The organism is Variovorax ureilyticus (assembly GCF_037889935.1).
GTDB classification, from domain to species: Bacteria; Pseudomonadota; Gammaproteobacteria; order Burkholderiales; family Burkholderiaceae_C; genus Variovorax; species Variovorax ureilyticus.
This window is the reverse complement of the sequence record NZ_JBBKZU010000018.1, coordinates 41,214-64,420: the sequence shown is the minus strand read 5'-3', so window position 1 is coordinate 64,420 and position 23,207 is coordinate 41,214. Positions and strand designations below refer to the sequence as shown.

Annotated in this window: 28 protein-coding genes and 1 pseudogene; 11 read left to right on the top strand and 18 right to left on the bottom strand. The window is 64.8% G+C overall.

Annotation, left to right across the window (positions count from 1 at the left end; all coding sequences use genetic code 11):
* From WKW77_RS29595 to WKW77_RS29525, 15 genes are all read right to left on the bottom strand, one after another.
* Positions 1–723, bottom strand: a complete 723-nt coding sequence (locus tag WKW77_RS29595; protein ID WP_340360466.1) for a TraX family protein — start codon at positions 721–723, stop codon at positions 1–3.
* A gap of 13 nt (positions 724–736) precedes the next feature.
* Positions 737–1,414, bottom strand: coding sequence for a phospholipase D family nuclease (locus WKW77_RS29590; RefSeq protein ID WP_340360465.1), 678 nt, complete (start codon positions 1,412–1,414; stop codon positions 737–739).
* Positions 1,401–2,660, bottom strand: coding sequence for an LPD7 domain-containing protein (locus tag WKW77_RS29585; protein WP_340360464.1), 1,260 nt, complete (start codon positions 2,658–2,660; stop codon positions 1,401–1,403). The genes WKW77_RS29590 and WKW77_RS29585 overlap by 14 nt, the downstream gene beginning before the upstream one ends.
* A gap of 30 nt (positions 2,661–2,690) precedes the next feature.
* Complete coding sequence (locus WKW77_RS29580) at positions 2,691–4,670, bottom strand: type IV secretory system conjugative DNA transfer family protein (RefSeq protein ID WP_340360463.1); 1,980 nt, start codon at positions 4,668–4,670, stop codon at positions 2,691–2,693.
* Entirely contained in the window at positions 4,636–5,775 is a 1,140-nt protein-coding gene (gene virB11, locus WKW77_RS29575) for a P-type DNA transfer ATPase VirB11 (RefSeq protein ID WP_340360462.1), read from the bottom strand. Before virB11 ends, WKW77_RS29580 begins: the two co-directional genes overlap by 35 nt.
* On the bottom strand, positions 5,744–7,129 hold the full coding sequence (gene virB10, locus WKW77_RS29570) for a type IV secretion system protein VirB10 (protein WP_340360461.1): 1,386 nt from the start codon (positions 7,127–7,129) through the stop codon (positions 5,744–5,746). Before virB10 ends, virB11 begins: the two co-directional genes overlap by 32 nt.
* A complete protein-coding gene (virB9, locus tag WKW77_RS29565) occupies positions 7,126–7,965 on the bottom strand; it encodes a P-type conjugative transfer protein VirB9 (RefSeq protein ID WP_340360460.1) in 840 nt (279 codons plus the stop codon). The genes virB10 and virB9 overlap by 4 nt, the downstream gene beginning before the upstream one ends.
* Positions 7,962–8,693: a VirB8 family type IV secretion system protein gene (locus WKW77_RS29560; protein WP_340360459.1), complete on the bottom strand. Its 732-nt coding sequence runs from the start codon at positions 8,691–8,693 to the stop codon at positions 7,962–7,964. The genes virB9 and WKW77_RS29560 overlap by 4 nt, the downstream gene beginning before the upstream one ends.
* Positions 8,694–8,843: 150 nt before the next feature.
* Positions 8,844–9,896 carry a TrbL/VirB6 family protein gene (locus WKW77_RS29555; protein WP_340360458.1) on the bottom strand — a complete coding sequence of 351 codons (1,053 nt, stop codon included), beginning with the start codon at positions 9,894–9,896 and terminating at the stop codon, positions 8,844–8,846.
* A 255-nt stretch (positions 9,897–10,151) separates the two neighbouring features.
* On the bottom strand, positions 10,152–10,886 hold the full coding sequence (gene virB5 / locus WKW77_RS29550) for a P-type DNA transfer protein VirB5 (RefSeq protein ID WP_340360457.1): 735 nt from the start codon (positions 10,884–10,886) through the stop codon (positions 10,152–10,154).
* The gene (locus WKW77_RS29545; RefSeq protein ID WP_340360456.1) at positions 10,879–13,386 is read right to left on the bottom strand and encodes a VirB4 family type IV secretion/conjugal transfer ATPase; all 2,508 of its coding nucleotides are present in this window, start codon (positions 13,384–13,386) and stop codon (positions 10,879–10,881) included. The genes virB5 and WKW77_RS29545 overlap by 8 nt, the downstream gene beginning before the upstream one ends.
* A 10-nt stretch (positions 13,387–13,396) precedes the next feature.
* Positions 13,397–13,762 carry a VirB3 family type IV secretion system protein gene (locus WKW77_RS29540; protein WP_340360455.1) on the bottom strand — a complete coding sequence of 122 codons (366 nt, stop codon included), beginning with the start codon at positions 13,760–13,762 and terminating at the stop codon, positions 13,397–13,399.
* Positions 13,763–13,773: 11 nt separating this feature from the next.
* Positions 13,774–14,043: a TrbC/VirB2 family protein gene (locus WKW77_RS29535; RefSeq protein ID WP_340360508.1), complete on the bottom strand. Its 270-nt coding sequence runs from the start codon at positions 14,041–14,043 to the stop codon at positions 13,774–13,776.
* A gap of 65 nt (positions 14,044–14,108) precedes the next feature.
* Positions 14,109–14,462 (bottom strand): hypothetical protein, encoded by a 354-nt coding sequence (locus tag WKW77_RS29530; RefSeq protein ID WP_340360513.1) that lies wholly within the window; start codon positions 14,460–14,462, stop codon positions 14,109–14,111.
* 86 nt (positions 14,463–14,548) lie between these two features.
* Positions 14,549–15,061: a hypothetical protein gene (locus WKW77_RS29525; protein ID WP_340360454.1), complete on the bottom strand. Its 513-nt coding sequence runs from the start codon at positions 15,059–15,061 to the stop codon at positions 14,549–14,551.
* 347 nt (positions 15,062–15,408) lie between these two features.
* On the opposite strand from WKW77_RS29525, the gene WKW77_RS29520 reads away from it, so the two are divergent.
* Genes WKW77_RS29520 through WKW77_RS29505 form a run of 4 tightly spaced genes read left to right on the top strand, consistent with a single transcriptional unit; the run spans position 15,409 to position 17,744 of the window.
* Positions 15,409–16,209 carry a ParA family protein gene (locus WKW77_RS29520; RefSeq protein ID WP_340360507.1) on the top strand — a complete coding sequence of 267 codons (801 nt, stop codon included), beginning with the start codon at positions 15,409–15,411 and terminating at the stop codon, positions 16,207–16,209.
* On the top strand, positions 16,206–17,105 hold the full coding sequence (locus WKW77_RS29515) for a ParB/RepB/Spo0J family partition protein (RefSeq protein WP_340360453.1): 900 nt from the start codon (positions 16,206–16,208) through the stop codon (positions 17,103–17,105). Before WKW77_RS29520 ends, WKW77_RS29515 begins: the two co-directional genes overlap by 4 nt.
* The gene (locus WKW77_RS29510) at positions 17,102–17,458 is read left to right on the top strand and encodes a hypothetical protein (RefSeq protein WP_340360452.1); all 357 of its coding nucleotides are present in this window, start codon (positions 17,102–17,104) and stop codon (positions 17,456–17,458) included. Before WKW77_RS29515 ends, WKW77_RS29510 begins: the two co-directional genes overlap by 4 nt.
* Positions 17,442–17,744, top strand: coding sequence for a TrfB-related DNA-binding protein (locus tag WKW77_RS29505; RefSeq protein WP_340360451.1), 303 nt, complete (start codon positions 17,442–17,444; stop codon positions 17,742–17,744). The genes WKW77_RS29510 and WKW77_RS29505 overlap by 17 nt, the downstream gene beginning before the upstream one ends.
* Before the next feature lie 221 nt (positions 17,745–17,965).
* Here WKW77_RS29505 and WKW77_RS29500 read toward each other — a convergent pair whose 3' ends face one another.
* Together WKW77_RS29500 and WKW77_RS29495 are read right to left on the bottom strand one after the other, a co-directional pair.
* On the bottom strand, positions 17,966–18,373 hold the full coding sequence (locus WKW77_RS29500; RefSeq protein WP_340360506.1) for a type II toxin-antitoxin system VapC family toxin: 408 nt from the start codon (positions 18,371–18,373) through the stop codon (positions 17,966–17,968).
* Positions 18,374–18,383: 10 nt separating this feature from the next.
* Positions 18,384–18,647, bottom strand: coding sequence for a type II toxin-antitoxin system Phd/YefM family antitoxin (locus tag WKW77_RS29495; RefSeq protein ID WP_340360450.1), 264 nt, complete (start codon positions 18,645–18,647; stop codon positions 18,384–18,386).
* A 153-nt stretch (positions 18,648–18,800) separates the two neighbouring features.
* Here WKW77_RS29495 and WKW77_RS29490 point away from each other — a divergent pair, with 153 nt between their 5' ends.
* The 6 genes from WKW77_RS29490 (at position 18,801) to WKW77_RS29465 (ending at position 21,508) form a co-directional block, all read left to right on the top strand.
* Entirely contained in the window at positions 18,801–19,097 is a 297-nt protein-coding gene (locus WKW77_RS29490; RefSeq protein ID WP_340360449.1) for a type II toxin-antitoxin system RelE/ParE family toxin, read from the top strand.
* 1 nt (position 19,098) lies between these two features.
* The gene (locus WKW77_RS29485; RefSeq protein WP_340360448.1) at positions 19,099–19,392 is read left to right on the top strand and encodes an addiction module antidote protein; all 294 of its coding nucleotides are present in this window, start codon (positions 19,099–19,101) and stop codon (positions 19,390–19,392) included.
* A 59-nt stretch (positions 19,393–19,451) separates the two neighbouring features.
* A complete protein-coding gene (locus WKW77_RS29480) occupies positions 19,452–19,913 on the top strand; it encodes a hypothetical protein (protein WP_422823290.1) in 462 nt (153 codons plus the stop codon).
* A 6-nt stretch (positions 19,914–19,919) separates the two neighbouring features.
* Entirely contained in the window at positions 19,920–20,303 is a 384-nt protein-coding gene (locus WKW77_RS29475; RefSeq protein ID WP_340360447.1) for a hypothetical protein, read from the top strand.
* A gap of 490 nt (positions 20,304–20,793) precedes the next feature.
* Positions 20,794–21,255, top strand: coding sequence for a hypothetical protein (locus WKW77_RS29470; RefSeq protein ID WP_340360446.1), 462 nt, complete (start codon positions 20,794–20,796; stop codon positions 21,253–21,255).
* A gap of 49 nt (positions 21,256–21,304) precedes the next feature.
* Positions 21,305–21,508, top strand: coding sequence for a hypothetical protein (locus WKW77_RS29465; RefSeq protein WP_340360445.1), 204 nt, complete (start codon positions 21,305–21,307; stop codon positions 21,506–21,508).
* Positions 21,509–21,657: 149 nt separating this feature from the next.
* On the opposite strand, the gene WKW77_RS29460 is transcribed toward WKW77_RS29465, so the two are convergent.
* On the bottom strand, positions 21,658–22,698 hold the full coding sequence (locus WKW77_RS29460; RefSeq protein ID WP_340360444.1) for a tyrosine-type recombinase/integrase: 1,041 nt from the start codon (positions 22,696–22,698) through the stop codon (positions 21,658–21,660).
* A 196-nt stretch (positions 22,699–22,894) separates the two neighbouring features.
* Between WKW77_RS29460 and WKW77_RS29455 the strand changes: the two are divergent.
* Positions 22,895–23,191 (top strand): annotated as a pseudogene (locus WKW77_RS29455) (beta-propeller fold lactonase family protein); the annotation flags it as partial.
* Positions 23,192–23,207: the final 16 nt, after the last annotated feature.

Here is a 23,207-nt window from a genome sequence, read left to right as displayed (position 1 = left end):
TCAGCGGGCTGCGAGGCAGAGGGCCAACAGCGTCAGGTGGGCCGGGTAGAAGGCGTAGAAGAACCAGCGGTTGCGGCGCAGGGGGAAATCAACCTTGGAAGCACCCCCAATCAGCGGCAGGGCGGCGAGCGCGGCGAAGTTGCCGTTGATGATGGCGAGCGACGCGGTTCCGAGCACCCAGAACGCGAGGCGGCCGGCCGTGGGCTTCCGGACGAACGCCCACGCTCCCAGGCAAGTGAGCAGCGCTGGCCACCAGAACTCGACCAGGGCGCCGCCGACGATGAAAGCCAGGGCTGCCAGCAATCGACGAAGTCGCCCTCCACGCTCCAGCAGGTAGACAACCAGCGTGGCGACAAGAAGGGTGAAGAGGATGTTGAGCGGCCACCAGCCCACGAGGTAGACGAAGGCGGGTGTCGACAGCGCGCCGACGAGCGCGAGGCGCTTCATGACGCGCAGGTGCAGCCCAGCTGCCAGGGCGCCCGGGCGGGCCAGGTTGAACATCAGCGCGAACCCGAAGACCGGCATCACCATGCGACCGAGTGCATAGAGCGTCGCGCTGGATTCATCCAAAAGGTACTTGTTGACGTGGTCGCCCGCCATGAGGACCAGTGCCACCCACTTGAGCGCCTCGAGCGATCCGTCCGCGAGGGCCCACGGCAGAAGGGCAGGCGTATGCGCTGAAGAAGGAACTGGCTTGGGCGTGGAGCCGTGGAGCATGCGCATGCCGGTGAATGTTTCAGTAGGTGGGTGGCAGGTCGGCGCCCTCGTCCCAGAGTCGGCGCCACTCGCGGCCGTACTGAGTAGCCAACGCTGGTGCATTGCCCACCACGAGCACGTTCTCGGCGTTGCGCTCGGCCGCCGATGACGTGTAGTTGAAGCTGCCGGTCTGCACCACCGCCCCGTCAGCGACGATGAACTTGTTGTGTTGCAGGGCGTAGCGGCCGTTGGTGCGCACCGGCACGCGCTCGTTGGCGAGAAACCGCGCCGCCGAGTAGCCTTTGGCCGCCTCGCCGGCATCGACCACCACGAAAACCTGCACGCCGCGGCGTTGTGCGTCACGCAAGGCCGTGGCTACCGGCTTGCTCGTGAAGGAGTACGCGGCAACCAGAAGCGTCGACTTTGCGTTGCGGATCGTATCCAGCACCAGCGGCAATGCCTGACCAGGGGTAAACGCTGCCGCATAGACGGGAGTCGAAGGAGCAGGAGCGAGCGCTTGCGATGCGAAGGTGGGGACGGGCTCCCGCGCCGCGACCACGGTTGGCGCCGGCGACCTGGCCGTCGTCTCGGCATGCGCCGCGTTGATGTGCGACGGAAGATGCGTCAGCAGCAGGCCCACGAAGAAGGCGATTCCGTAGGAGCGGGCGGCCGGCATCAGACGCACTGACCAGGATTGCGGCCGTTCAGAAGCGTTCATGGTTCGGTTCCTCGCGACTGCGGCCGCCCCGCTGGCGGACTGGCCTGTGGTCCGGCCGCAATCGGCGGTCGGGAAGGTGGACGGCGCGGCCCTGTTCGACAGCGGCGGCCAGGCGCTCGCGAATGGCCTGGAGAAGCCGCTCCTGTGAGGGCTCGTCGGCGGTCACGCGCTGCGCGTACTGTTCGGCCAGCTTCAGGCTCGCAGCGGCTGTGGCCAGGCCGGGATGCCTGTCGAGCGCGTCTTCTGCGAAGACCTCGCCGTTGCGCAGAAGCCGTGCTTGGCGCTGGAGATCGTGCATGTGGCCCGACGTCTCGATGCTCCAGCGGGCCCGCTGGGCGAGTATCCTTTTCTCGCCGGTCAGTTCACCCGCATCGTTTCGTGTTGGCACCCGGACGTTGACCGGGTTGGTGCCGTGCTGCGTAAGCACGATCTGTTCGCCGAGGCGCGGCTGAGATGCGGACTCGGCCAACGCCCGCTCCAGGTCCGCTCCCCAGATGGTGCGCTCGCCGACCTCGGTGCGCACCATCACGTAGAAGGACATGCGCTGCGCGGAGTCGAATTTGTAAGGAGCGGCCGCTGCCGCGACCAGCACGCCCTTGACGGGTGGGCGAGGGCCCGCGCGTACAGCGCGGGACCCGGGGGGACGGTCGCCGTCCGATTGCTCGGTGCGGCCGCCCTCCGACACCCTGCGATCGGCAGACGGCGATCTACCTTGCATTGCCCCGCCGTTCCGACTCGACGCGTCTGGCGATTCACCCGGGTCCTCCGGCGTCACCCGCATCGGCTGGCCCCGGCGCAGTACACGTTCCACTTGCCGGATCTCGGCTTCGCTGGGCCGGTAGCCTCGCGCCTCGATCCCACGGAGCGCGGCTTCCCGCCACATCCCCTGGCGGAAGGCCGCCGTGCCGCGCAGCTCGATGACCCGCCAGCCCCGCGCCTCGGCGATGGCAACGACGCTGTGCATCACCTCGCGATTTTCCGTATGCACCCGGATGCGGTTGCCATCGTCGATGAAGGCCAGCGTGCGGTCCGGAAAGAAGTAGCGGTCATCGACCTTGAGGTAGCGGCGTTCGATCGCATCCGGCACGCGCGGATGCGGGCGGCCGGCAGGGGCTGGGCTGCCGTGGACCGAACCCGCGAAATCCCTCGGCGCGGCGGTCGTGGACGCGGCGCTGGCAGGTGCGGCGTCGGCTTGCGCACCTGCTGACGGACCCGTGGCGGGATTGGGCTTGCCGGACGTTGCCATGTCGGCTCCTTTCTGGAAGCTGGCCGGGAATCAGTCGAGGAGCCGCGAGACGAACTCGTCGGCCCGGCGCTTGATCTCGTCGTCGCTCAACTTCTCGCTTGGAATCTCGACATCGTCGAAATCGAATGAGAAGTCGTCCAGCTTCAGTTCTTCGCTCAATCCATCGCTTGTCATGGCTTGATCCTCCTTCGTCATGGCTTGTCCGCCGCTCTGCGGCGCAACGTCGGTGGTGGATGTGGGCGCCGTGGCGAATGCCGGTGGCCGCGACATGGCGGTCGGCTCGTCGTCCACGCGGGTGGCGAGCGCCGCGGCGATGGCATGGCTCGAGCCTTCGACGTCAAGACGGGGGACGACCGGCGGGGCCAGTTCGCGCTTGGCAAAAGACTTGTCCGAGAAGTAGCGGATACGGTGCGCGAGCACGGGGCGCAGCCCTTCGTAGAAGAGGATCATCCGGCTCGGGCCCAGCTCCTTCACCTCCTGAGGCAGCAGCAGTCTGCGCGGCTGCTCGCTGATGCTCACGGTCCCGGTCTTGCCGCCATCACCCCACATGGGCCGGCTGATGTTCTTCTGCGAGACGGTGTACGTGCCCAACTCGCGCGAAATGGCTTCGGCGTCGTCGTACTCCTTGGGCGGAAAGACGATGCGCGCGGCGAGCATCTTGCGGATGGACTTCGCGCCTTCGACGCCATATTTCTCGACCAACTGCGAGTTGGACTGGACGATGATGACCGTGCGGACGTTGTAGCCCGGCAGGAAGGCCGTGGACTCGGCGATCACCGGGATGCGGCCAAGCGCCGGGAACTCGTCCAGCATCAGCAGCAACTGGTACTTGAGCGCTGGGTTGTTCTCGGGAAGCTCACGTGTCTGCAGGCCGATCGCTTGCTGGAAGAAGAGGTTCAGCAGCGGCTGCAGACGGGCAATGTTGTCCGGATTGATCTGCACGTAGATGGAGATCGGACGCTTGCGCAGATCCCTCAGATCGAAGTCATTGGCCGAGGTGGCCGCGTCGATCATCGGGTTGAGCCAAAGATCGAGGCGACTGGTGAAGGTCTTGCGGATGCTCGACGCTGTGGTGGGCGCGAGGTCGATCACGTCGTAGAGGCTCTGGACCGCCTCCTGGGAGAGCGGATAGCCCGACCGCTCGCAGGCGTCGATCACGCGCTTCCAGTGCTTCTGGAATCCCTCGGCGTCGCTCGCCATGCCCTGGCGCAGCACCTCGCCGAGCGTGCGTGTGGACCCTGGCGCCTCGAAGAGGTAGAGGGCGATCCCGAGGAACAGCGACCGGGCCGACGACGTCCAGAAGGGATCGCCTGCGAGCGGATCGGGAAACAGCATCGTGGCGATGCGCTGCAGGTCGTCGATGCAGCGGTAGGGCAGTTCGGAGACGTAGCCGAGCGGGTTCCACCGCGCGGAGCACTCCTTCTCGGAGAGTGGATCGAACAGGTGGACCTCCTGGCCATGTGCCGCCCGAAAGCCCGCCGTGCGCATGAAGTTCTCGCCCTTGATGTCGCTGACGATGCTCGAGCCCGGCCAGTTGAGCAGGTTCGGTACCACGACGCCGATGCCCTTGCCGCTGCGTGGTGGTGCCTCGAGCTCGACGCCTTGCTGTCCCGGAAGCACGAGGTAGCGGCCGCCAAGGCGACCAAGTCGGCCGAGGATGATGCCGTGCTCCTGGAGCAAGCCTGCCTGCTCGATCTCCCGTCGCGTGGCAAAGCGCGCATCGCCGTGAAGCGGCCGGCGGCGCGGCCACAGGGCGACCCCGACGAGACCGAGGCACAGCCCCTGGGCGCCGACGAGCGTCGCGACCAGCGTGCGGCGCACGTCCGGCCGTTCGCCGTAGGCTTGCCAGTACTGGTGGATCGTGAGCAACGACGCCTCCTGCGGCGGCATCTTCATCGCCATGAGGAAGGCATAGCCTGCTACGTACAGGCCGACCAGCGCCGCTACGAGCAGCGCGATCGCGATCTTGAAGGGGCTAGGCAAGCTCTGCGTGCCTGGTGCCAGGGTCATACCAGATCTCCCGCACGACGCGTGGACTGCCCGCCCTGCTGCGGTCGCGCCCGCATTGCACGACGATGTCCACGCTCAACTTGGCCAGCTCCACGCCCTCGCGGGTGGTCATGCCCTGGCCGGCCTGGCTGCGCTTCATCAGCTGGGCCAGCGCCACGAAGGCCATCTCGGCGGTGTCGGCGTGCACGCTGGTGATGGAGCCCGGGTGGCCGGTGTTCACGGACACGAGGTAGTCGTACACCTCCTCGCCGGTTCGAAGCTCCGAGACAAACACACGGTCCGGACGCTGACGCTTGGCGCTCGCGAGCAACTGGCCAGGCGTCACCTGGGCCTCGCCTTGCGCACCCTGCGAGTAGAAGAGCCGCACATGGTTGGGCTGGTTGCGCAGCGACAGTTCCTTGACATCCTCGATGGTGATGAGGCGATCTTCCGGTGGCACCTCGAGGATCAGTGCCTTGCTCACCGTGGTCTTGCCGGAGCCCGTGGCGCCAGACAGCAGAATGTTCTTGCGCAGCTGGACGGCTCGACGCAGGAACTGCACGAATTGCCGCCGGGCCAGGCATGCTGTCAGCTCGCGATCCTCGTGCGACAGGTACTCGAGCTGGGCTTGCCGCGCCTCGATCGCGGGGATGCTTCGTGTCGGGCCGAGGATCCCCATGGTGTCCAGTTCCTCGAGGGTCCACAGGGCGTTGGAAGGACGGCGGATCGTGATGGAAACCGTCCGCTCCAGAGTTGCCGGTGGCAGGACGATCTGGATGCGCTCTCCGCCGGGGAGCGTGGCTGAGAGCAACGGCTCATGGGCCGAGACGCGCTGTCGCGTGAAGTTGGCCACCAGCTTGGCGATGGAGACGCACCAGCCGAAGGAGGCGAAGGGAAGCTCTTCGCGTGTCCAGCCGGACTGCCGCTCCACGAAGGCGCAGCCGGGCTCGTTGATGCAGATCTCGGTGACCTCGGGATCGTCCAGGAGTTGGCCGAGTGGGCCGAGGAAGAGGGCGAGTGAGGAAGGCGCCTCGTCGGCCGGTCGCGCCGATGACGACGGCGCGCTCGCGGCCGATGGATTGCCGCTTTCGCGATCAAGGCGTGGTGGAGTCGGTTCGAAGCGCATAGACGCTCCTGAAGTCCACGTCGCGGGCGACCAGGATTTGGATGCGATCGCCCTGGTTTTTGATGACTGTGGGCGGGATCGTGATCGTGCTGCGCAGCACCTCTGCGATCACGTCGCGTGTGCCTTGCGGACTGAGGATCACACCGCCGCCGCTGCCGATATTGGTACCACTCTGCTGGTTTGCGACGATGGCCTGCATCGTGCCGTCGATCACAGAAATGAGGATCGCGGCGCCGAAGCGTTCCCAGAAGTGGGTGTCGACGTAGCCCGGCAGGCCGCTGCGGCCGAGTTCGTCGGTGCCCGGCGAAGCCAGTTGCACGACAACGCCCGTCGGTGTGCGCGCCTCGTTCCAGACCACGAAGACACGCCCCTGGCCCTGCCGGGGCGAGCCGCGCTGCTCGCCCACGTACTTCGTTCCGCGCTCGAGCAACACCACCTTGCCATCGGCGCCATAGATGTCGCTTGCGCCGATGCAGGTGGTCATGCCCTCGTAGGTCGAGTCAATGGCCGTCTCCAGCGTGCAATCAATGAAGGCGCCCTTGGGCAGGAGCAGGCGCCGGGTGGGGAGGGTCTGCGCCGTGACGGCGGGTGTCGGAGTGGGCATAAGGTTGGCCGCCAGGGTGCCGCCGGTAGCGCCGGCGACAGGGCTCTGCATGGTGCCAAACAACTGGGCAACGTTGGGCATGACCGGCGGGGCGCCGGGGGAGGACACCGCGGCCGCGTCGGCGTACGGAGTGACGCCCGATCCGGCGGATTGGGCCTTGCGCAGGACGGGGGCGCCAAGCCGGCGCTCCAGAGCCAGCTGTTCTGGCGTCTTCTGTGGCTGGCCTCCGGCGTTGGGTGCAGCGGTGGCCGGCGGAGGAGGCGGCAGCGTGTTGCCAGTGGCTGTCGACACGGGAACGGCATCGACCGGCGTCTTGGGTGGATCGATGCGGCCCAGGGGCGGGACCTTCATCTCGCCGCCCGCGCGCGCGGCGGTGGCCTTGCGCGCCGCGTCTTCGGCGTCGCGCGTCTTGCTGTACTGGGTGTCGTAGTACCAGAAGAGGAAACCGCCTCCCAACAGGAGGATGGTCGCGAGGGCCAGGCCGCCGCTGATGCGGGACTGGATGGATCGCTCCCGGTTGACCGAGGGGATGGCACGCTCGCCCTGCACCATGGCGGCGCCGGCGTCGCCTCCACCGCCAACTCTGTGCGCTTCCCGCGCGTCACTGCGACGAGCCGGCAGAATCTCGCCGGTGTCGGGGTCCACCCGTCGATCGGGTGTCCCCTCGAACGCCTCATTTTCCTCGCGCGGATCCTGCCCATCGGCGTCGTCCGTACCGCGCGCCCTGCGGCCGCGATCCAACCCGCTCATGGTTCGCCTCCCGCATTGGTCCGCTGCACGCCGGGGACATTGGTGTTCGTGGAGGGTCGTGCGCCTCCTCCCGCGAAGGACTGGTTGACGACGCAGCCGACCAACTGGCCGCGTCGGAGCACGAAGCGGCGAGCGACTCGATGGATCACCACCTCGTCGTTCTCGACGTTGAAGTTCAGCAGCGATTCGGAGCCGTCGTCGTTCTGCACGAACATGGCCGGAAATTCGGCGCGGGCCTGGAAGCGCAGACGGGTCTGCACGCCATCGTCGAAGGCGCTCATGGGCCTGAGTGACTCGCTGCCGCAGAACCAGTAGTTCATGTTGCGCGGGCGGTCCGAGGCCTGGCTCATGCGCGCCTCGGTGCGGCGGCGCTCGGCTTCGGCCGCCAGGGCACGCGCCTCGTCCTCGGGGTACGTGAACCGGACCGAATAGACCATGCGCCGTGCGGCCGCCCCGGTGGGTGCGGTGGCGGAGACCACGTAGTCGAAGTGGTAAGCCCTGCGATTCGTCAGGACCGTGAGATTGGTCGAGGCGCGCGCCTCCCTGGGCTTGATGAAGAAGTGGTTGCGTTCGGCGCCGACATCAAAAGCGGCGTTGTCGCCGGAGCCGAGGTTGACGAACTCCTCGCCCTCGGCGAACTGCAGGTGGATTTGGTAGCCCACGTAGCCGTGCAGGGTCACGACATCGTCGGGGTTGAAGGCCACCACGCGCACGCGCGCGTCCACCTTGCCGGCTGGTGGAATTGTTGCCGCCGTGCCGATCGGCGCGTGCAGTCCGACGCAGCACACGAGCGCTGCAGCCCAGACGGCACCTGTAGGGGCGGCATCGGGCCTCATCGCACATCCTGTTTGCCGTTGGCCGCCGGCGGCATGCTGGTGGTAGCCACCTCGGGCTCGCGGCGATACTCGACGACCCGAAAGCCCAGGGGGTTGAGAGAGCGCCACTTGTCGTCCTTGGATGGTTGGACGTAGGCGAACTCGATGGTCGAGACCCAGTGGCTTATCTGCTCGTCCCCTGTGCCGCCCGCGCGGGTGTACCTGCTGAATCGAACCTGGGCGAGCTTGTCCCTGCCACTTTCGAGCTTGAGGAAGGTGACCGAGCGGACCTGGGTGCGGAGGGACGTGCCGTCCTTGTAGGTGTTCAGGGGCGAGAGAGGGTTGCTGGTCGACCAGAGGGCGGCCCATTCCTGGTTCAGGCGTGGGGAATTCTGGGAGGCCACCAGCTCGTAGTCCGCTTCGGCGGTGCCGTAGAAGTAGCGCTCCCGGGCGATGACATAGTTCTGCAGCAGGTTGCGGGTCACGAGCTGCTCGATATCGGTGGTTCCCTCGTAGGTCGGGACGATGTCCACGATCCCGCTGCTGCTGTCCACGCGGATGAGGACGGGGACGGGCTGTTTCAGCGGCGTGAGTCCGGTGACTGCGGCGACCGCCAGGAGGGCCGTGGCGGCTGCGACGCCTGCGACGATCCAGGCGAGCCTGGCCGAGCGCTCGGCGCGGCGAGCACGATCGAGTTCCCAGCTTTGTGCCTCGAGCAGGTAGCGCTCAAGCGTGGGGTCCCTGTTCATGGAGTGCTCCCGATTGAGACGTCGTCGCGGAGGGGTTGATGGGCGTGAGTGGACCTTGGCACTCCGGCGGCAGTGGCGGCCTGGTGCCGCATGCGGCGAGAAGCAGGGCCAGGGCGAGAGAGAAACGGGGGGTCACGAGAGCGCTCCCAATCAACGGAGATGGGCAGGGTTGGGCATGACCTGTTCCCTGGGAATCACGGTGCCGCCGCGCCGAGGAGACGCTCCGATGCCTGCCACAGAGGCCACTCCGGCTCCGACGCGATTGCCGGCCAGGCGGCGGAACGAATCCCATCGGCTGCCGGGTTCGCGCCGCATGCCGTCGATGACACCGCGGCTGAATTCGTAGCTGGAACGCTTGGCACCGCCGAGGGCCCACTGAGCCATGCCGCTCACGAAACCGAAGGAGTTAAGTGCGATCCCGCTGGCAAGACCGGAGGCTATTGGCATCACCTGTCGCATGAGTAGAAAGACGAGTGCCGCGCATAGGACCATGTTCAGCGCATCTACCGTCACGATGGCAGTCCCTCTTGCGGCGGTCTGAGTTGCATACGACGAAACTACCTTGAGCATCAGTGTGGCAACCAGGGTGCTGAGCACCGCCACTAGGGCGTAGTTCGCTAGCTGGGCGATCCAAGCTTCGAAGAATCTCCGGGTTGCCTCGAAGAAGAGGAGGCAAATGAAGACAGGACCAACTGCAAGAATCAGCGCTAGGGCAAGCTTGGCAAGTGCCAAGAGGAATAGGGCGTAGACCGCAACCCCACCCATGATGAGGTACACAATCGCCCCAGCGAGATAGAAGCCGAAGTCCCCGTTGAGGACTCCGCCCTTGTTCCAAAGATTCGACGCAACGGTGCCACCGTTGTCCCAGATGGTGTCAATGACTGTGACAGGATCGCTGGACCCTGTGATGACCGCGGCCAGCTGTCCTGGTGCAGTGAAAAACGTATCAACAATTGCTTCGTTGAAGAGCCAGAGTCTCAGTCCGAGGCCCAAAACAATCGCAATGAACAAAATGCGTTTGATGGCCTCCCAGATCGGCTCCTGGATTCGGCCTGTCAGGCTCAAGTATCCCCAGATCATTACGTAGATCGTTGCAAGGGTTACGACGGCGGGTTCCATCGCCCCAGCTACCACGGCAGACTTCGTGGCGATGTAGCCTGTCAACTGCGAAGTCAACCAAGTCCAAAACTGCTGAAAGAACATCGCCCACCTCCTGGGTTGCTTCCTACTTGCCCGTGCCCGCGGGCGGCATGGAAGGCTGGAAGCGCCTCTGAAAGTTGCCGTGATCCGGCTTCGGAGTGCTCGGCGGGGCCGAGGCAGGTGGATCCACTCGCTCCGCGACACCGGGGGCCGGAGGTGTAGTCAGCGACTCTCGGCTCATGAAGTAGTACGCGCCACTCGCCGCACCCAGGGCGATGATTGCTACAACGATGATGACGGCGGACTTGGACATAGTTCTCAGGGGCTTGGGATGAATCGGGACGAGAAGCCTCCATGACCGGAGATGACTTGCTCGCGAGTTCTTTGCTGCTGGGCGGTTTCTTCGGCTTTGGCCATCTGATAGAGACTCTGCAATTTCGTCTGCTCGTTCGTGAGCATGTTCTGCTCCGCCTGAATCCGGGCCTGCAGTTCCTGAATCGCCTTGGGGTCGTTCGTACGCCCGATCGCGTCGATCAACTGCTGCAGTGCCGAGAAGCGCTGGCTCGTGTTCTGGTAGGCGGTCTGCGTTGTTCCGTTCAGCATCGCCGAGGCCTGCCGGCCTTGCTCGACAACCTGTCGCAGCTCGGGACTCAAGGCGCCCATCTGCGTGCTGGAGAGGATGCTGTTGGCTTTCATGATGGATTGGACCTGGTTCGCAAGGCCCGAATAGCTGCCCGACGACCCATTGAGGGTGCTCATGAGCTCGTTGTAGTTGGACGGAAGGTAGTTGCGCGACAGGTCCGAGGTCGGCAGCAACTGCCCCATGCCGCGGCTGCCGGTCATGGCGTTGTAGGTCTGGCCGAGCTGCGCGTTGGCGGCCTGGAGTTGGTCGTACTGCTTTTGCATCGCCGAGATCTGCTGCTGCCAGTAGGAGACTTGCTGCATCAGGTTGGCGACTGCCGTGATGTCGATGACGGGTATGCCGGCGCGGGCATGCGGCGGGGCCAGGAGGGCCGATGCGGCAAGAAGAAAGGCGAGGAGATGCCTACGCATGGGAGACCTCCGCGGTTGACGAGGAACGGGAAGCCGGACCAGCGCAGGCCGCGCGGAAGGGCCCGAGCCACTGCTCGGGATGCGGCCCGTGCAGGGCCATGAGTTCGCGCATGAGCCGCACATTGCTCGTTCGCCCCGAGATCACGTGCAGGGCGTCGTCGAATCCCTTGAGGTCCAGTTGCGCCACCACGCTTACATGGTTCTGCTTGATCAGGAACTGGCGCGAGCCGGGCTCGAGCTCCTGCTTGATGAGCGCGAACTCCCGGTCGGTGAGGTTGAAGCCCTCGGTGTACTCCCGGTAGTCCGCTTCCGGGTTCGGGAAGAGGATCTTGGTCGGCGTCTGCTCGATGATGGCGCGGGCGATGCTGGAGTCCAGCACATGGCTCGTGCTCTGGGTGAAGGTGGCGAGGTTGGCGTTCTTCTTGCGCCATGTCTCCAGGCCGTTCTTGGCGAAGCGTGCGAAGGCCGGGTCGCCCAGGAGCTTGGCGAACTCGTCCATCCAGCACACGAGGGGGCGTCCGTCCACCATTCGGTTGACCAGATGGAAGAGGTACATGGTCAGCGGCGCACGCACCACGTCGTTGTCCAGGAAGTCAGTCACATCGAAGCCGACCAGGCTGTGATGGGCAAGCAGTGGCGCCACCTTGTCGTCGTCGTTGTCGAAGACCCAGGCGTAGTCGCCTTGCTCAGCCGCACACCATTTGCGCAGACGCGCGAACATGCCCTCGGGGTCCGTCACGTCCAGGAACGCTATGAGCCGGGAGAGGCGCCGGAATGGCGCGTCGAGCTTGAGCGTGCCGCGAAGGGCCTGGTCCAGATCCTCCTCCTGCCGCACCGTCAAGACGTCGGCGGGGGAGCGCATCGCCAGCCTGCGCAGCCAGTGCCGCATGAACTCGATGTTGTCCGGAATGCTGGCGTCCAGTTGGAGGGGATTGCAGCCGGTGGGCGCGCCATTCTTCAGGGGTAGGTATTGACCGCCCAGTGCGCGCACGAGGATGTGCAGGCCCTCATCCTTGTCGAAGATGACCTGGGTGGCGTCCAGCCGGTTGCAGATGGCGATCGTGCAGAAACCCAGTAAGGTCGTCTTGCCCGTGCCCACGGGACCGACGCCATTGATGTGGCCCACATCGCGACGGCTCCCGCCGTCCTGGCTGCGCGGGTCGCTGGCGTGCAGGGAGAAGTAGTACGGCGAGCCGGCGCGCGTCATGAACATGGTCAGCGCATCGCCCCAGTAGTTGCCCGTTGCCCGGCCGGTGGGGAAGTTGTGGAACGGGGACATGGCCGCGAAGTTGCGGCTGGTGATCGGCGCCTTGCGCGTGCGGTAGCCGAAGTTCCCCGGCAACTGGGCCCAGAAGGCGGCCTCCAGCGCCAGGTCCTCGCGCGCGACCACCATCCCGGTATCGCCCAGCAGGTAGCGGGCTCGGGCAACGTTGTCGTTCAACTGTTTCAGGCGTGGCCGCCCCTCGGCTTCGCTCACCCCGTCATAGGTATCGGCCAGAACATGCAGCGTGAAGTGGTGGTCTCCCACCACGAAGCGATTGCTCATCAGGTCGTCCAGCGCGTCCTTCAGCTCATCGGCCTGGGAAATGGCCAAGTCGCCGGAAGAGGCCATGCGGTTGTGCTGGCGGCTCATCATGTCCGTGGCCGTGCTCTTCGCCAAAAAGGTGAAGCTCTGGGTCAGCACGAAGGGGAACGGCGCTGTCAGGAGGGAGCTGAGCATGCCCGGCGCCGTGGGTGTCGGGTACTCCTTGATGCCGAGAAAGGCACCGATCCGGGTTTGGGTGCCAGTTCGGTACTCCATCGCCTCGTTGCCGAAGAAGGGCCGGGTGGTGGCCAGGGCCTCATTGAGCGGCGATCGCGGCAACGGCATTCGCTGCCACTCGCCGTTGATCAGCAGCCCGTGGAACTCCATCAGCGACGAGAAGAGAACGTGCACGCCGTCGATCCGGTACACGCCAAGCGCTTCGGGGTCATAGCGCTCCAGCGCAGCCAGCAATTCCTGGCGCAGCTTGGCGCAGCCGTCCAGCGAGTCTCGCATCTCCGTCCGCGCACCTGCGGGATCCGTCCGCTTGAGCAGGCGCAGCGCCGCATTGCCGATCCGGGTGGGCTGCGGCCGGAAGACCATCGACAGGTACAACTCATTGACCATCAGCCGTTCGCCGGCGATCTTCTGGCGGTAGCGCCGATCGACCTCTTCGGCGAAGCCCGGCACGGTGCGACCGACGGGATAGCCGGTCTCCCGGCGACGCACGACGTGCGCCCAGATGGCGAGGTTCGGCGAGGCAATGTTGCGCAGCAGGACGTTTAGGCGCTCGTGCCAGCTGTTGATGTCCTCGTCATCGGCGCTCTCGAAGCTCGCTCCGGCCATCCGCAGCGTCTGGACGTAATCGCCCGCGCGGGTGCGGGCCACATGCTCATCCACATGGGCGACCAGCGGAATCATCGCCGCCGCGCTGACCTCGCGGCGCAGGATGGCATCGGAGCGGGAGAGCAATTGCATCGCACGCCCCTCAAAGCACCGCCGGAACGGCGCGTTGGCGCCGACGGCCCGAGAAGTCCGGCACCTCGATCGCGAGCGGGCTGTACGAATTGGCCCGCCAGAACCGCAGGTTGCCACTGATCATGGCCGGCAGGCGTGTGCGACCCCACAGTTGCAGCAGGTCGAAGAACCTTGGCTCGTACAGGCACACCAGGTAGAGCATGCCGTGAATCGGCAGGAAGGCCAGCAGCCACGCCAAGTTCTTCGTCACGATGAAGGACTCGGTCGTGATGATGATGTTGAACATCATGGCCGAGTAGGTGACGCCCCAGACCATGGACGGGCGCGTCATCCCCACGAACAGCGGGTCCGCCACGATGCCCTGATTGCGATTCACGGCGTGCCTCCTCAGACCCCGAAGAGGCCCCGAATCCACGAGACGATCTGTGGACCGCCGAAGACCAGCACGGTGCCGATCACGACCGCGACCATCCACCACCAGCTGAGCCGCCCGAACCAGGCCATGGCGCCGGAGACCATCACCGCTACGGCGGCGATCGGCGTCAGGATCGAGGTGAGCTGTTGCTGGGTTGCATTGGCGCCCGTGGCGAAAGGGCTGCCGGCAAAAGTCAGCTCGGGCGCGAGGGCGCACAGTGCGGCCAGGAAGAGAAGCCACAGACGGGTGGCCCCGAGATTCTTGCCGGCGTCGAGCCAGATCGTGCGGTCGGACGACGCAGCCCGTGCTAGGGAAGCAGTTCGAGTCGTACCAGGGTGCTGCCGATACCCAGCGTCTTCAGATGCGTCCTGAGGGTGTCCAGGCTGCGAAAAGTGCGAGGTTGACCGGAGGCGCCCGTCAAGACGCTTCGTCCATAGCGCCAGGCCACGACGAGGTGCACCTGATACCGGCCGGGTTCCACCTCCGGGATCACGATCTCGATCACGGCACTCTTGTGCAGGAGTCCGACCAGCTCGAGCTGGTTGACGGGGCTTGCCGCAAGCGCGCGGCTCGGCGGCGCGTGGGGGGAGTCGGCATTCCGTGCGCTGGCGGAACGCGCCTTTGTTGTCGTCCTGGGCTTGGGCCGCACCGCAGAGGTCATGGGCGAACGTGAATGAATGAGATGGCGCGGAATTGTGAACTAAAGTCCACGCAGTCATGGCGTTTCTCATAACGTTTCTCATGGCGCTACTCCAGTCGACGGGCTGAAACCGGGTGTGCCGCCGACTCAGGGGCGGGCACAAGGGAGATCGGAGCGACAGGCTCGGCGCGTCGAACCTTGCCGTAGACGTCCCACCAGGGTGTCGTAGACGCAGGCTTGGCGGCCGAGGATGTCTGAGGCAGCGCAGCCGGCTTGGCGCTTGCGCTGGACGGAGCCGGCGTGGCTCGAGAAGTCTGCGCGCGTGTGACAGCGACCAGTTCGCGCTGAAGTCCGGCGATGTCGCTCACGGTGCGGGCGTGCTGCTCCTCGACCTCGGTCGCGCCGGCGGCATCCGATGCCGCCAACCGCTCGGCCTTGCGACGCGCGAGTGATTCCAGCAACGCCTCGGACTTCTTCAGCTCCTCGCGCAGGATTCCCACGCGCTCGCCGTCGCGCGCGGCCTGCTCGGTTGGAGGAACGACGTGCTGCTGCGTGCCGAAGGGTTCGGCCAGCACCGTTCCAGCGCAGGCGAACCAACCCAGGAGTGCGACCAGTCGCAACGATGCCCGGCACCAGTTGGACCGGACACATGCACGTTGATGACCGCCCTCGACTCGCATGAGGCGCACTGTCTGCCACGTCGCCCGGGCTTGTCAATGAATCAGAGGAAACTTAGTTTCTATAGCCAGCTATAGAACATATAGACAATCGAAACGCCAAGGACTACGCTAACTGCGCGATTTCGCTAGAGAGTTGCAGCGAATGCGAATCCGGCACAAATGCGCAGCGATGTGTTGGCATTGAGCATCCGGCAAAGGGCTTTACTTCTTGTATCGCAGAGGCGACGCGGAATCTTCGTGACATGCCGACGTGATCTTCGTCGGCGAGCGACACGGCGAGGTGAGTGATGGGCAATGTGGTGGTCTTCGGGAACCAGAAGGGCGGCGTTGGAAAGTCCACGCTCGCGATCCTCTACGCACTGTGGCTTGCCGACGTGCATCGCCACTCCGTGTGCGTCATCGATCTGGACACACAGGGCAATGCATCGAAGACGCTGCACCCGTTTCGTACGGGCGTGCAGGCGGTCGATCTCTTTGCCGATGCGGTGGCGCCCGTGGTGCCGGTGCGTGCACCAGGCGCACAACGCACGATCGCCTTGATCGCCGCGACGAAGAAGCTGGCAGACATCGAACTCGCGAAGCCCGAGACGGTGGTGCCTGCCTTTCGCAGGAGCGTCGCGCAACTCGCACAGCGGTTCGAAACGGTGGTGATCGATACGCCGCCGGCGCTCGGCCTGCGCATGAGCGCCGCGCTGATCGCGGCAACGGATGTGGTCTGCCCGATCGAACTGGAGGAGTACAGCATCGATGGTGTCACCGACATGCTCAAGACGGTCTTCGGCGTACGCCAGCGCTACAACCCGAGGCTGGAGTTGGCGGGCATCGTTCTGAATCGCTTCAATGCGCATTCGGTACGGCAGAAGACCGCGATGCAGCACTTGGCCGCAAGCTATGCGGAGTTCGTGGTCCCGGCGCGCATCTCGACGCGTTCGGCGATTCCCGAGGCGCTTGCCGAAGGAAAGGCGGTGTGGGAGCTTGCGAAAAGTTCGGCGCGCGAGGCGAGTGCGGAGGTCAAGGAGGTCTTCACGCTGCTGCAAAGGCGCATTGAGCGGTCGCAGCAGATCGTTGCTCAGGAGGTCGCGGCGTGAACAATCTGGATCTGGACTTGAGCGCGCTGGCGCAGTTTCGCCCGTCGGACCTGCTCGCGGTGGGCGAGGGCGTGTCGGCGCCCGCGGCGGCCACGCACGTCGATCTGGACCTCATCGATCTTGATCCGGCCCAGCCCAGGCGCAGCTTCCGGGAAGAGAGCATCGAGGAACTGAGCATGTCGATTCGGCTGCATGGGGTGCTCGAGCCAGTGTCGGTGCGCACCAGGCCCGATGCGCCGGGCCGCTACATCGTCAACCGCGGCGAGCGGCGAATTCGAGCGGCACGGCGAGCGGGCCTGCGGACCGTGCCGGTCTTCATCGACGAGCGGATCGACCCTTTCGCCCAGGCCGTCGAGAACCTGCATCGCGAGGACATGTCGGCTTTTGACCTGGCGCAGTTCATTGCCGAGCGTGAGCACGAAGGGGTGACGCGAGCGGAGATTGCGCGGCGATTGGCCAAACCGCGTTCGTTCATCACCGAGGCCGCAGCCTTGATCGATGCATCGGCGGATCTGCGCAAGGCCGTCCAGGAAGGCCGGGTCGGTGAGGATGTGCGCACCCTCTATCGACTTGTCTCGGCGGGGCGAGAGACGCCCGATGTGCTTCGTGCGGTGGTGCAGGGGGCACAGACCGTGAACCGGACCAACGTGGACGCGTTGCTTGCGAGCGCTCGGGGCGCGGAGAGGTCCAGTGTTTCCGGATCGGTGCGCAATGGGCAGACGGTGAGCGGCGGCCGCACCGTGCTGGTGGTCGAGCATGAAGGGCGCCGCGGCTCGCTTCGGATCAAGGCGCGTGACGGTGACGTCGGTGAAGTGCGGTTCGGCGACGGTTCCAGCAGCGCTGTGCCTTTGGCCGCGCTGAAGCTGGTGTGTTGGGCGACGGAGGAATCGAGATGATGGACTTACGCGTTGAACAAGCTGCAAAGCAGCGTGGTGGCCTGTCTGCGCGCACGCTTGTGGGATGGACGGGCGCCGCTCTCTGGTGGGCCATGTTCGCCGTTTGGCAGGTGGTGCGGTGCGCCCTCTGCGCAGTCCTGGTGCTGGGTGAGCCCGTGATGCGGGCGGTGTTGGTGCCGCTCGCCTTCCTGGGCTTCCTGGTGACGATGGTCTTTGGGTTCCTGGTCGGCGACCCACGGTTCCCGCGCTGGGGCATGCTCGCCGTTTCGGTGGGCGCGCTCGCACTGTACTGGCTTTACCTGGGGCTGATGAGTCTCTTCATGTCGCTGCCTTCCCATGACTACGAGCGTTGATGCCATCCAGCTGGAGCGCATCGCCCGGAAGCGCCGATTCGATCCGCGCACGCTGGAGATCGCGCGCAGGCTCTTCCTCCAGGGCGACCGGCCCAAGCTGTTGGCCGCCGAATATGGTCTCATCCTCCAGCGCATCTATGCGATTCGCAAGGCCGTTCTGGAGTCGACGCACGATCTGCCGGCGGGATGGAACGAGGTGACATTGCGAGGGCCCGCGGAAGCCGTGGAAGCCGCGCAGCGGGCCTTCAACAAGTACGTTGAAAAGCTGCAGGCAGACGGCAACTGAGGGCCGCCTGCAGCGCGTCGACCTCGAAGCATTCTCTTCACCCCGCACGCTTCCCTCGACCGGGCTACCTGTCGCCACACAGGGTCCGCAGGGCTCGCCGCAGCGGTACGTCGCTGACGTGGTGCTGCGCCACGTCGTCGCCGGCAATCGCAAGGAAGCTCGCTGGTATGGCCAGCACGGTGGGTACGCGGCGATGAAGGTATCGCACATCACCCGATGGGCTATTGGAACTCGAATGGATTGAGGAGGGGAACGTCGAACTGCTTGAAGTCGGCGATGTTCCGAGTGACAAGCGTGAGGCGATGGTGAATGGCCGTGGCGGCGATCATCGCATCCTCATAGAGGGTGTCTGATCGGCGATGCATCAGGCGTGCCCAGATGCGAAGCGTCTGTGCATCCATCGGCAGCCATTCGAATGCGTCTGCCATGTGCTGTGCCCACTGCTCGATTTCGGCGGCCTTCCTGGGGTCCTGCTCCCGGGTCAACTCGATGCCCGCCTGGATCTCACCGATGGTGACTGCCGAGATGCGTAAATCGCTTTCGGGCACCGACTGCAGCCAAGCCACCACCGCGCCGTGCGGCTTGGGGCGGCGCAACTCCGAGACGACGTTGGTGTCGAGCAGATAGATGCCCATGTTCTCAGGGCAGGGCCCTGGCAGGACGTCGCCGGGCTTGGCCGCGCTGGCGCTCGGGAGTCAGTTGCTCCGTGCGAGCCTGATCCGACAGCAATAGCTCCTTGAGGGAAGGGCGTGCGGCCGCCTGCATCTGCTTCCATTGCGCGGCGGGCACCAGGATCGCCGCCTCGGCGCCTCGACGGGTGACCATCTGTGGTCCTTCGGAGAGACATCTGTCCAAAAACTCGCTGAACCGCGCTTTGGCATCCTGAACAGACCAGGTATTCATGGTGATCTCTTGAAACTAGTCATCTGACTGGTCATTTTACAGCCATTGCCTCAAGGTGCGTGGCCCGGACCATCGTTCGCAAGGCAGCAGCGACGCGCTGGATCTTTACCGCGGATTCGGCAAAATGTAGTTTGTAAACTACAATCGCCTGTGATGATCGAGATCAAGCAGACCGAGACTTTTCTGAAATGGCGAACACGGCTGAAGGACACAAGAGCACGCGCCTTGATTGCTTCGCGAATCGACCGACTTGCGTTCGGACATGCCGGGGACGCAGAGCCGGTAGGGCACGGCGTGAGCGAGCTGCGCATCCACCATGGGCCCGGTTACCGGGTCTACTTTCAGCGTCGCGGGAACACGATCATCGTGTTGCTGTGCGGTGGCGACAAAGGTTCGCAGACGAAGGACATCATGACGGCCCAACGCCTGGCCGAAGAATGGAGCGAATGAAATGGCTGAAAAACTGACGACCTACGATCCCGCCGAGGATCTCACGACCGATGAAGCAGTCGCGACCTTCATGGCCGAAGCACTCCACACGAATGATGTGGGTTACATCGCGCATGCGTTGGGGGTCGTTGCCAGGGCCAGAGGCATGGCGCAGATCGCCAGCCAGACGGGCCTGTCCCGCGAGCAGCTCTACCGCTCTTTCAGTGAGAACGGCAATCCGACATTGAAGACCACGCTGGCCGTGATGAGGGCGTTGGGCATCGAGTTGACTGCCACGCTGCCCGCGGGCGCCTGAACACCGAGATCGCGCGGCTGCATGTAATCTCTTGAGGCTTTGGCGGCCGAGGTGTCGGCATGAACGAACGCACCACGCCAGCCCCTGCGGAACAGGCCGACTACGCCGCCGTTCATGCCGACATCGTCGTGCTGCTGGAGGACACGCGCCGCGCGGCAGTGCGTAGCGTCAACGCGTTGATGACCGCGAGCTCTGGGAGATTGGTCGGCGTATTGTTGAATATGAGCAAGATGGGCGGGAGCGGTCCGCACGCGGTCGCAGTTGCTGCAACGACTGCCCGCCGACCTTGGGGGCCGCCTTGGCCGGGCTTTCAGCGTGGACAACCTGGAACAGATGCGCCTGTTATATCTCGCCTATCCACCCTTGCGGATTTCCGAGACGCTGTCCCGGAATGGTTCTACAGTGGCACCGGGCAATCCGAGACGGCGTCTCGGACTTGGTCCGCATACTGGGGTCGGCAATCATCGTGGCCGATTTCAAGAATTATTGATCAGCGCACCAATGGTGCGGTCGTGCGTTGAGACTTCATGAACAGAGACGGACTTCGCGAAGCGGCTCGTGTCGGCCAGAGAAAGCTCGTGGCGGATGGAACACTGGTCGAGGCCTCGAAGTTCCTGCAGGAATGGGGCTTCAGCAAGCAGGCGCTCAGCAAGGCGCAGGCAGCCAATCGGGTGTTCTCGCTCGACATCGAAGGCGAGCGGTACTACCCCGCGTTCTTCCTCGATCCCCGCTATGACCGGGCCAAACTCGAGAAAGTGAGCAAAGTGCTCGGTGATCTGCTGGCAGCTTCCAAATTGCACTTTTTCCTGGGCGCCCGTGGCTCCCTCGCAGGAAAGACGCCACTGGAGGCATTGGCGGCGGGTCAGCTCGACAAAGTGGTGAATTCGGCGCAGGGCTTCGCTCAGGGATGAGCGTCCTGTCCGCACCTCCCAAGACGCTCAAAGACCGGCTCCTCAAGACCTCGAGGTCAATCCGTCGACGCTCTTTCGGGTCTCCAACTCCATTTCCGGCGAGTCGCCGCTTAGCATGTTCGCCAGCAACCGCGAACAATGGGCGGTGGTGATCTTCCATCGTTCGAAGGGAAGGCTCCAATGGCCGCGCTACACGCCGGCGCTCGATGAGGTCCGCCTTCTTTTATGAGGGGGACGATCGGGAGATTAGTCAGTTGGGCATGCCGGTCTTGTCGCGCTCGCCTGGCGTATCTGTGCAGCGGCCCGTGGGGCAGCTCTGAAACTGGCTTTACAGTTCATTTGCTCATTCGTTAGAGTTGTTGCCAAAGGTTAAAGACCCGAGGCAGGTGCCGAGCCCATCACGCCCACGTAGGAGCATTGCGACCCGGTTTGCCGGTTCCTTGTCACGGCGTCTCACTTGCCCCTGTAGTAGTTTCAATCAATAGGGTGAATGACCAACTCGATGCAATCCCCGGATCTAGAGACCGTCCAAATGGTCAGAGTCGCGCTTCAGGAGGTGATCTCGGCCCGCGAGCATGCCGTTCAACCTGTGCCGTACTTCGCTCCCACAAACATCGGAACGCTTCCTCCCTTCGAGCAGGAGAGGGAGCTGAACGTCAAGGAAGAGACCGACTACGGGAACCGCGTGCGCGCGGGGATCCACATGACGCTCTCCGCCGCGGTTTCGGCCCTCGAGGTTGCAGAAGTGCTCATGAAGAACTTCGCCGTCGTCGATCCGAAGGACCGAAAGCAAGAATTGATTCGATGCTCCCTCAATGCTCGCGTTGCCAGGGACGCTGCGGCAGAAGCTGCGGCGGTCTTGTCAGGGCAGCAGGCACCGAAGTCAGATGCGATGGTCGAGATCAAGCGGCTGAAGTCGGCACTCTTTCAGCGGTTCGGAATCGGCGAGTAGAAGGGCGGCACGCCGGCTCCTGCGGGGAGTCGGCGCGCAAATCAGAGCGATGGCTCACAGGAACGTCGAACTGTTTGAACTGCTTGCCCTAGTGCAGGATCTGCACGGCAGCAGAGAGAGCCTGGACGATGCGATCGCCGATCTGGCCAACTGGATGGACGTGGCACGTGACCGTCTCACCGACCAAGACTGGATAGTTCTTGGCGAGATTGGGGCCGTGCTCTATCGAGAGGTCCGGCGTCGCGGCATGTGAGCAGTGCCTCCAGGGGCTACTAAGCGACTGCTCACAACCGCTTCACCGCGGCGTACAGGGACTGCTGGGCTGCGAGCGCTGAGTCTGTTCAGAGACCTCCAGCGAGGGTCTTGATCTCCCCCGGCGGCGTGCCACCGAACAATCGCCACTCAAACCACCTCGACATGGGCGGGCAGCACCCGCTCATAGCGCTTCATTTCAGCCGGCTCGACGCCCATCCATCGGGCCACCTGCTCGGGCGACGTGCCGCGGCGCAGCTGGCGGATGGCGAAGGTGTGGCGCAGCCGGAAAGATCCGCCCTCGCGCGACTCCATGCCGGCCAGTTCGAGCACGTCGCGGGCATTCTTGTACTGTGAGTCGGCGAGCCAGGGCTTGCCCGTGCGCGTGGAGGGAAAGAGGAATACGCCGGCGACGCGCGCCTCCTCGCGCACCTGCAGCCAGTACTGCAGCAACTGCGCCGCCCAGGCCGCGATCGGCGTCTCGCGCGGCTGCGACGTGCCGTTGCCCGGCACCTGCAGCTTCCACGGTTGTCCTCGAATCCGTGCGCCTTGCAACACAGGCGATTCCAGCGTGAGCGCCCGCACGTCCCCTGGCGTGAGGCCGGCCCCCAACTGCAGCGCCACCGAAGTGCGATTGCGCACCTCCTGCCAGGTCATGGCCGCCAGCGCATCGCGGCTTCGTCCGGGGCGGGGTCGGGCAGACGACAGGTAGGCAATCAACTGGCGGGCTTCCGCAATCGAGAGGTACTCGGGCAGCGGGTCCTCGCGCTCGGCATCGGCATAGCGGACCTCCGGGTTGGCAGCGATCCAGTCTGCGGCGGCCGTGTTCGGCAGCGAATCGGTCTGCGCGGCGCGGTGCCGGAGCACGCGGTCGATCAGACGCATCAGGCGCAAGACATAGCGAGGGGAGAGGGCGCGATCCGGCGCCTTGCGGCCGAATCGGGCCGCCTGGTAGGCCTGCAGGTCCTGCAGCGAGAGATTGGCCACGGTGACCCGCGGTGTCTGGCCAAGGCACCAATGCGAGAAGCTCTCCCACATCGCCCGGTAGACCTCCGTGCCGCCTGGCCGCCGCAACGTTCCCATGTCGCGCTGGTCGGCCACCCAAGCGGCAAACGCTTCCTCGAAGCCTTTCGCGGCGCCGGAAGGAGGCGCATCGTCGAACAGGGACAGACTGGACGTGGTTCGGGACATCGATAAAAATCAGCTAACGGCGACGGGCGCCATTGTCGACTGTTTTGGAGGACGGAGCGTGGTCAGGCAATCGCCGTTGTGGCGGGCGTTAGGACAGAGTCGCCTATTCCGTTAGCTGATTTAGTGTTGGTCGAGGCCTTACGCTACGCGACCCAGTAAGCAGTTCGCCGTGCGGACGCATCGAAACGAAAAGTCAATGGTTCTCCCCGTGATCGGTGGACTACCTTGGGATAACGCCTTTCCTGCAGCTCTTTGGACGGGCATCGCAATGAAAGCCAATCTGGACGCGGGTCTGCGAGATGCTCGTCACCATGTGGACGCCACTGGTCGCTGGCTATTTGCAACGTGCTATCCCGGCCACAAGATCACGGTCAATTCCATCGGCAAGGACGGCGCGGTTGGGGCAGTGCAGCAAATGATCCCGACTGCGCCCCACGCGCACGCCATTCATACCGACGTGACGAACCGATTCGTCCTCGCGACCAGTCTGGGCGGCGACAACCTCTCGG